We start from the raw sequence: 7828 nt of genomic DNA on the forward strand, positions 1-7828 counted from the left end.
GGCGACCGAGCGATGCTGAACGCGCTGCTCGTCATGGGAGGCCTAGCCGTGGTCCTGGGCGCCGTTTTGGGCTTCGCTGCCCAGCGGTTGCGGGTCGAAGGCCACCCCCTGGTGGAGAAAATCGACGCCCTCCTGCCCCAGACCCAGTGCGGGCAGTGTGGCTATCCCGGCTGCCGACCCTACGCCCAGGCGATCGCCGAGGGTCGGGCGGACATCAACCAGTGTCCGCCGGGGGGCGAGGAAGGGATTCGTCAGCTGGCGGAGCTGCTGGGGGTCGAGCCCAAGCCCTTAAACCCGGAGCACGGCCAGACAAAGCCCAAGGCGGTGGCCCTGATCGACGAAGGTCTGTGCATCGGCTGCACTCTGTGCCTTCAGGCCTGCCCGGTGGATGCCATCGTGGGGGCCGCCAAACAGATGCACACAGTGATCGCCGCCGAGTGTACCGGCTGCGAACTGTGTCTGCCCCCGTGCCCGGTGGATTGCATCGCCATGGTGCCGCTCGCGGAGCGCATCGAGACATGGAAGTGGAAGCCTCCCCTGTCTTCCCTCAAGCCCGCGGCGTGAGACGGCTCTATCGCTTCCCCGGCGGGCTGAGGCTAGAGGAGCACAAGACCCTCTCCACTGCCCGCCCGATCGAGCCCCTGCCGCTACCGGGCTTGCTGGTCGTGCCCCTCGCCCAGCACATCGGCGTAGCAGCCAAGCCGCGGGTGGCGCCAGGCCAGCGGGTACTCAAAGGAGAGCCGATCGGGCTCGCCGAGGGCTATGTGTCCTGTGGCGTTCACGCCCCCACCTCCGGCCGGGTGCTGGCTGTGGAGCCGCGGCCCGTGCCCCATCCCTCGGGGCTTCCCGGCCTGTGTGTGGTGATCGAGCCCGATGGGGAGGAGCGCTGGATTGAGCGCCGGCCCATCGATTATCTCAACGCCGACCCGAGCGAAGTGCGCCAGCGCCTGCGGGAGGCGGGCTTGGCGGGCCTGGGCGGTGCGGTGTTCCCGAGCGCCGTCAAGCTCAACCCGGGCGCCAACGTCGTGCGCACCCTGGTGGTGAACGGTGCAGAGTGCGAGCCCTACATCACGTGCGACGACATGCTGATGCGCAGCCGCGCCGCCGAGATCGTGATGGGGATCGAAATCGCCCGCCACCTCCTAGGAGCCGTGGAGGTGGTGATCGGCATTGAAGACAACAAGCCGGAGGCGATCGCCGCGATGGAGGCGGCTGCCGCGGGCCGTCCCTATGAGATCGTGCCGGTGCCTTCCATCTATCCGGCCGGCGGGGAAAAACAGCTTCTCTACACCCTGACCGGCCTGGAGGTGCCCTCGGGCAAGCGCCCCCACGACATCGGGCTGGCCTGCTTCAACGTGGGCACCTTGTACGCTCTGGCTCGAGCCGTTCTGTATGGCGAGCCCCTGATCTCCCGCATCACCACGGTCACCGGCAACGTGGAGGCGCCGCGCAACGTGGAGGCGCTGATTGGAACCCCGGTGGCGGATCTGGTTTCCGCCGCCCGCCCTCGCCCCGATACCGATGCCTTCATCATGGGCGGGCCCATGATGGGTTTCGTGCTCCCGGGGCCCGAGGTGCCGGTGATCAAGGCCACCAACTGCGTGATCGCCCGCTCTGCGGCCCTATTGCCGGCGCCTCCGCCGTCCATGCCCTGCATCCGCTGCGGCCGCTGTGCGCAGGTCTGCCCGGCGCGGCTCGCCCCCATGGAGCTCTACGCCTTCGCCAAGTCCCGCAACTTCGGCAAGGCCCAGGAATATGCCCTGTTCGACTGCATCGAGTGCGGCTGCTGCAGCGCCGTGTGCCCGAGCCACATTCCCCTGGTGGACTATTACCGCTATGCCAAGAGCGAGATCTGGGCCCGGGAACGGGAGCGCAAGGCCGCCGACCTGGCCCGCCGCCGCCACGAATTCCGCCTGGCCCGCCTCGCCCGGGAAAAAGAGGCGCGGGCGCGGCGGCTTGCGGAAAAAACTGGCGCGACTGGCCCAGAGGCTGCGGACCGGGCAGCGATCCTCGCGGCCATCGAGCAGGCCAAGGCGAAAAAGGCGCCGGCGGCTTCCGATCCGGTGAGCCCTCCTTCGTCGAGCGAGACGCGATGAACGCCCCGGCACAGGCTGCCTGACCCATGCCGGCACCGTTCGTGAGCCTCGCCGGCAGCGTGCAAGGGGTCATGCTCCGGGTGCTCCTCGCGCTGCTGCCGGCAATCGCCGTGCACACCTGGTGGCATGGTCCCGGCATCCTGATCCAGCTCGCCCTGGCGAGCAGCGCAGCGCTCGCCGCCGAGGCCCTCCTGCTCAGGCTGCGGGGCGTGCCCGTGATGCCCTTTCTGTCCGACCTCTCGGCCCTGGTGACGGCCTGGCTCCTCGCCCTGTGCCTGCCGCCTATTGCCCCTTGGTGGCTCGCGGTCGTAGGCACCGTCTTCGCCATCGCCGTGGCCAAGCACCTCTACGGCGGCCTGGGGAACAACCTGTTCAATCCGGCGATGGTGGGCTACTGCGTACTCCTCATCTCCTTTCCCGCCGAGATCGTCCGCTGGCCCGCACCCTTGGCGTCCCATTCCCTCGGGTGGGCGGAGACCGTTGCCTACATTTTCTTCGGCCATGTACCGACCGGCCTTTCCCTGGACGCCCTGACCGCCGCCACGCCTTTGGATGCGGTGAAAACCCAGCTCGCCGCTCGCCGTACCCTGGAGGAAATCTTCCGCCAGCCCGGCCTGCTTGAAATCTCCCCGGCCCCTGCCTGGCTCGCTCTTGCCTACGCCGCGGGCGGCCTTGTCCTGTGGCAACAGCGGGTGATCACCTGGCACGTGCCGGTAGCCTATCTGGCCACCTTGACGCTGGTGGCGACAATGTTCCACGCCGCCGATCCGGACCGCTACGCCGGAGCCCTGTTCCACCTGATCCATGGCGGCAGCGTGCTGGGCGCCTTCTTCATCCTGACCGACCCGGTGAGCGGCCCCGTCACGCCCCTGGGTAAGCTGGTCTTCGCCGCGGCGGCGGCCCTGCTCACCTACTTGATTCGGGTCTTCGGTGGCTACCCGGACGGCGTGGCCTTCGCCGTGCTTATCATGAACATGGCGGTGCCCTTGATCGACGCCTACACCCAGCCACCGGTGTACGGCAAGAAGCCTCCGCGTCACGGAGGCGCCCCATGAGTCTCAAGCCCGGGCGCTCGGCCCTGCGGGGGGCGCTGGTGCTCGCCGCCTTCGCCCTGGCAGGCACGCTGCTCCTCGGCCTCGCGTTCCAGAAGACCCAGGAGCCCATCGCCCGAGCGGAAGAGGCGGCAAAGCTGAAGCTCCTCAACCAGGTGATTCCTCCCGAGCTGCACGACAACGACCTGCTGGCCGACACCATCGAGCTTCCTGCCAACATCTTGCTGGGAACCGACGCGTCGCGCCCCGCCTATCGGGCATTCAAGGACGGACGGATCACCGCCCTTGCCTTCGAGGCGATTGCGCCCGATGGCTACAACGGTAGAATTAGGCTTCTGCTGGCTGTGTCCCCCGAGGGCCGCCTTCTCGGCGTGCGGGTGGTCGCTCACGCCGAAACGCCCGGTCTCGGCGACTATATCGACATCGCCAAGAGCGACTGGATCCGCCAGTTCGACGGCTGGGCCTTTTCTCCCGAAGGCGCGGACGCCTGGCAGGTGAAGAAGGACGGCGGGGCCTTCGACGCCGTGGCTGGCGCCACCGTTACGCCACGGGCAGTGGTAAAGGCGGTACGCAAAGCCCTCGAGTATTTCCACGCTCACCGTGAACGGCTGGTGGGAGAGGACCTCCGGACCGGGAAGGGGCAGCCCCATGACGCCTCACCGTGAAATCCTGGAAAACGGCCTGTGGGCCCAAAATCCCGGGCTCACGCAGCTTTTGGGCCTGTGCCCCTTGCTCGCCGTGAGCAGCACGATGGTGAACGCCGTGAGCCTGGGCCTTGCCACGACCCTGGTCATGGCGCTGACTGGCCTGGCGGTGTCGGCCGCGCGCCACCTGATCCCACCCGAGATCCGCATTCCCGTCTTCGTGCTCATCATCGCGGTGCTCGTCACGGTGGTGGACCTCGTCATGCACGCTTACGCGCATGACCTTTATCTGGTGCTGGGCATCTTTGTCCCCTTGATCGTCACCAACTGCATCGTGCTCGCCCGGGCGGAAGCCTTCGCCTCCAAGCGGGGGCCCCTCGCCTCCACTCTGGACGGGCTGGCCATGGGGCTCGGGCTCACGGGAGTATTGGCCCTGCTGGGCGCCCTACGGGAGCTCGCAGGCAAAGGCACTTTGCTCTCGGGCCTGCATCTCGTCTTCGGGGAAGGCGCCCGGAGCTGGACGATACAGGTGCTACCCGACTACGGCGGCTTCCTGCTGGCGGTGCTCCCCCCTGGCGCCTTCATCGGCCTGGGCCTGCTCATCGCCGCGAGAAACGCCCTCGACCGGCGGCGGACGGAGCGCCGCAGCAGGCCGACGGCCCTCGTCCGAAGCGCGTGAGGGGTCATGGGCGCCCATTTCCCTTTCTGCGGACGCGCCGACCGGGTGGCGGTGTACGCCTTCTTCGAGCGCCACGGGCTGAGCTTTGCCCTCCAGGAGAAGTACTACCGGTGGTGGCATGAATGGGCGCAGCGGCAAGTCATGGCAGACCCTCATCTCCAGGCGTGTAAAGGCCCCGAGCTCGAGCGCTTCCCCTACGGGCAACACGCTTTCCACGACTTTCACCTGCACCAGTACGGCTGGGCCACCGCCCTCGCCGACCTGGGAGCGTTTATCCAGGGCACGCTCCTACCCCGCCTGAGCGCCGAAGCCCTCGAGCGCCTGGCACAAGAGCACCGGGCCTTTCTCTCCCAGCTCGAGGCCGAGGCTCTTGCCGCTCCCCGATCGCCAGCGCCCGAGGTGGGGCGTTACCGGCATACGTGACGTCCGTACTCCGAACCCCGAAAGACGATCGATGAACGCGACGAAACGCCGCGCCATTTTCGAGCGCCTGCGGGCCGCCAACCCCAACCCCACCACGGAGCTGGAATACCGCACCCCCTTCGAGCTGCTGGTGGCCGTGATCCTCTCCGCCCAGGCGACCGACAAGAGCGTGAACCTGGCCACCCGCCGGCTGTTCCGGGTGGCCAGCACGCCCCAGGAAATGCTCGCCTTGGGGCAGGAGCGGCTCGCCGAGTACATCCGGACCATCGGCCTGTACCGCACCAAGGCGAAGAACCTGATCGCCACCTGCCGCATCCTGGTGGAGGAGCATGCAGGACAGGTCCCCTCCACCCGGGAAGCCCTGGAGAAGCTCCCAGGCGTGGGGCGCAAGACCGCCAACGTGATCCTCAACACGGCTTTCGGAGAGCCCACCATCGCCGTGGACACCCACATTTTTCGCGTGGCCAACCGCACCGGGCTCGCCCCGGGGAAGAACGTGCGCCAAGTGGAGGCGCGACTCGCCCGGGTGGTGCCGGTGGAATTCCGCAGGCACGCCCACCACTGGCTCATCCTCCACGGCCGCTACGTGTGCAAGGCGCGTAAGCCCGAGTGCTGGCGCTGCATCATCGCCGAGCTGTGCGAGTATCGGGAGAAAAACCTGATGGCGCCCGCCGCAGGCATGAAAAACGAAGGCGGCGATGCTAAGCTTGGCCGTCGCGCGCACCCCCTCGTTCCTTGAACCCGTCGCTGCCATGTTCCAGCCCAGCCGCGATCAGGCCCGGCAGTTCTTCTTCGAGGCGTGGCGCAAGTACCGGGAGCGCCAGGTGCTGAGCCCCTTGGAGGATCTGGCCATCGCCATCATCCTGCAGCATCCCGAGTATCACTCCGTGCTGGAGGATCCCGAGCGCTACGGGGACATGGAATACTTCCCCGAGGCGGGAGAAGTCAACCCGTTCCTGCACCTGGGCTTGCATCTCGCCGTCGAAGAGCAGCTGTCCATCGACCAGCCTCCCGGCCTCGGCGACCGGGTCGAGGCGCTGGAGCGGAGAAGCGGCTCTCGTCATGAAGCCCTGCACGCCACCATGGAATGCCTGGCGGAAACCCTGTGGCGCGCCCAGCGGGACGGCGCGGCCCCGGATGCGGCCGTCTATCTTGCCTGCTTGGACCGGCGGCTTGGAAAATGAAACCGGGCACGGTATGCCCAACGCCTGGCGCCTGTGCTTAGGAAGCTCACCGCTGCCCGAGAAGCCCCATCCGCCCGGTGGAGCCACCCGAGACGGACTCGAGGAGGTTCAGCGGCTGCCCAGGGGCTTGACCTGCAGACTGCCCTTCTGGCTCGCAAAATAGGCTGCCAGGTTCCGGATGTCCTGCTCGCTCAGATTGGCGGCGAAGCCCTGCATGATGGGATTTTGCCGCTCGCCCGTCTTGTAATCGGTGAGGGCCTTCTCCAGGTAGTCGCGGTACTGGCCCGCGAGCTTGGGGTACGTGGGCGCGATGGGCGCATCCCCCGTCGGCCCGTGGCACGCGGCGCACACCTCGGTGGCGATCTTCTTGCCCGCCTCCGGATTGGCCGCCCACGCTCCGCTGGCGCCGAGCAGGCCGCACAACGCGAGCGACAGCGTCCTTTTCATTCCTCCCCTCCTTCCCGCATCGTCCTTCATTTGCCTGCCCCGCTGTAGTAGGCCGCCAGATCCGCCATGTCCTGGGCCGACAGGGTCGCGGCGATGGCGGTCATGGAAGGATGCTTGCGCGCGCCGCTCTTGTAGGCCTCCAGCGCCGCCACGATGTATTCGGCACTCTGGCCGCCCAGCTTGGGTACGGTATAGACGGTGGGATAGGCGGTACGATAGCCCGCAATCTCGTGGCACCCGGCGCACATGGCGCTCTTCTCCTTGCCGGCCGCGGCGTCTCCCGCCGCCGCGCCGCCGGCACAGGCGATTAGGGCCATCCCGGTGACCATGGTGAGGACCTTCGTTCTTCTCATGATTCTCAGTGGGACGGTTGGGAAATTCAAAGCTTCGGACTTTAATGGATCAGCCCATTCAGGTCAATGACCAGGCCGAGGGAAAGGCGGGCTCGGGGGCCGAGGCTCGGAGCCTGGGGCGCACAGCCCACGGCGTCTCCCTGGTACCATACGCGAAAAATTCGATGACTTTTCCTCGACCTTGCACGCGCCTTACCGATCCTGGTTCCTGACGGCCTTTCCGTTCCTGCGCTGGTGGCCTAGGGTCACCCGCGAGACCCTGCGGGCCGACCTGGCCGCGGGGCTCACGGCCGCCATCGTGGTCCTTCCCCAGGGCGTCGCCTTTGCCACCCTGGCGGGGATGCCGCCCGAATATGGACTGTACGCCGCCATGGTTCCGGCCGTGGTGGCGGCCCTGTTCGGCTCCTCGTGGCACCTCATTTCCGGACCGACCAACGCCATCTCCCTGGTCATCTTCGCCACCATGAGCCCGCTCGCCGTGCCCGGCTCGCCCGAATACATCAAGCTGGTGCTCACCCTCACCTTCCTCACGGGCGTCATGCAGCTTGTGATGGGAATCGCGCGCATGGGCGTGCTGGTGAACTTCATCTCCCACACCGTGATCATCGGCTTCACCGCCGGAGCGGCGCTGCTGATCATCGCTTCCCAGGTGAAGAACTTCTTCGGCGTGGCCATCGAACGCGGCTCGTCGTTCGTGGATACCTTTGTCCAGTTCGGCGCCCAGATCGACGCCATCAACCCTTACGTGCTCTCGGTAGGCACGGTCACCCTGGTCACGGGCATCTTATCCCGCCGCTATCTCCCCAAGATCCCTTACATGATCGTGGCCATGGTGGTGGGGAGTCTGTTCGCCCTGGGGATTAACCTAAGCTTCGGCGCCGAAGCCACCGGCATCGCGACGGTGGGGGCGCTGCCGGGCGGGCTGCCCCCCCGCTCCGCGCCCGCCCTCT

11 protein-coding genes are annotated in these 7828 nt (G+C 67.3%); 9 read left to right on the forward strand and 2 right to left on the reverse strand.

The window, feature by feature from the left end; all coding sequences use genetic code 11:
* Window positions 1–12 precede the first annotated feature (12 nt).
* The 8 genes from rsxB to V7Q81_RS04185 are packed head-to-tail and all read left to right on the forward strand — an operon-like array spanning window position 13 to window position 6078.
* On the forward strand, window positions 13–564 hold the full coding sequence (gene rsxB, locus V7Q81_RS04150) for an electron transport complex subunit RsxB (RefSeq protein WP_333840623.1): 552 nt from the start codon (window positions 13–15) through the stop codon (window positions 562–564).
* Window positions 519–2096, forward strand: coding sequence for an electron transport complex subunit RsxC (rsxC, locus tag V7Q81_RS04155; RefSeq protein WP_333840625.1), 1578 nt, complete (start codon window positions 519–521; stop codon window positions 2094–2096). The genes rsxB and rsxC overlap by 46 nt, the downstream gene beginning before the upstream one ends.
* Before the next feature lie 26 nt (window positions 2097–2122).
* A complete protein-coding gene (locus V7Q81_RS04160) occupies window positions 2123–3151 on the forward strand; it encodes an RnfABCDGE type electron transport complex subunit D (protein ID WP_333840627.1) in 1029 nt (342 codons plus the stop codon).
* Window positions 3148–3813, forward strand: a complete 666-nt coding sequence (gene rsxG, locus V7Q81_RS04165; protein WP_333840629.1) for an electron transport complex subunit RsxG — start codon at window positions 3148–3150, stop codon at window positions 3811–3813. Before V7Q81_RS04160 ends, rsxG begins: the two co-directional genes overlap by 4 nt.
* On the forward strand, window positions 3797–4471 hold the full coding sequence (locus V7Q81_RS04170) for an electron transport complex subunit E (protein WP_333840631.1): 675 nt from the start codon (window positions 3797–3799) through the stop codon (window positions 4469–4471). Before rsxG ends, V7Q81_RS04170 begins: the two co-directional genes overlap by 17 nt.
* A gap of 6 nt (window positions 4472–4477) precedes the next feature.
* Window positions 4478–4894 carry a hypothetical protein gene (locus V7Q81_RS04175; protein WP_333840633.1) on the forward strand — a complete coding sequence of 139 codons (417 nt, stop codon included), beginning with the start codon at window positions 4478–4480 and terminating at the stop codon, window positions 4892–4894.
* Between the two features lie 31 nt (window positions 4895–4925).
* A complete protein-coding gene (gene nth, locus V7Q81_RS04180; protein WP_333840635.1) occupies window positions 4926–5633 on the forward strand; it encodes an endonuclease III in 708 nt (235 codons plus the stop codon).
* Window positions 5634–5646: 13 nt separating this feature from the next.
* Window positions 5647–6078 (forward strand): DUF1841 family protein, encoded by a 432-nt coding sequence (locus V7Q81_RS04185; protein WP_333840637.1) that lies wholly within the window; start codon window positions 5647–5649, stop codon window positions 6076–6078.
* 108 nt (window positions 6079–6186) lie between these two features.
* Here V7Q81_RS04185 and V7Q81_RS04190 read toward each other — a convergent pair whose 3' ends face one another.
* Both V7Q81_RS04190 and V7Q81_RS04195 read right to left on the reverse strand, forming a co-directional pair.
* Window positions 6187–6525, reverse strand: a complete 339-nt coding sequence (locus V7Q81_RS04190) for a c-type cytochrome (protein ID WP_333840639.1) — start codon at window positions 6523–6525, stop codon at window positions 6187–6189.
* A gap of 26 nt (window positions 6526–6551) precedes the next feature.
* Window positions 6552–6854: a c-type cytochrome gene (locus tag V7Q81_RS04195; RefSeq protein ID WP_442954755.1), complete on the reverse strand. Its 303-nt coding sequence runs from the start codon at window positions 6852–6854 to the stop codon at window positions 6552–6554.
* Between the two features lie 205 nt (window positions 6855–7059).
* On the opposite strand from V7Q81_RS04195, the gene V7Q81_RS04200 reads away from it, so the two are divergent.
* A partial coding sequence (locus tag V7Q81_RS04200) for a SulP family inorganic anion transporter (protein WP_333840643.1) occupies window positions 7060–7828 on the forward strand: 769 nt, incomplete at its 3' end.

This window comes from Pelomicrobium sp. (assembly GCF_036803785.1).
GTDB lineage: Bacteria > Pseudomonadota > Gammaproteobacteria > Burkholderiales > UBA6910 > Pelomicrobium.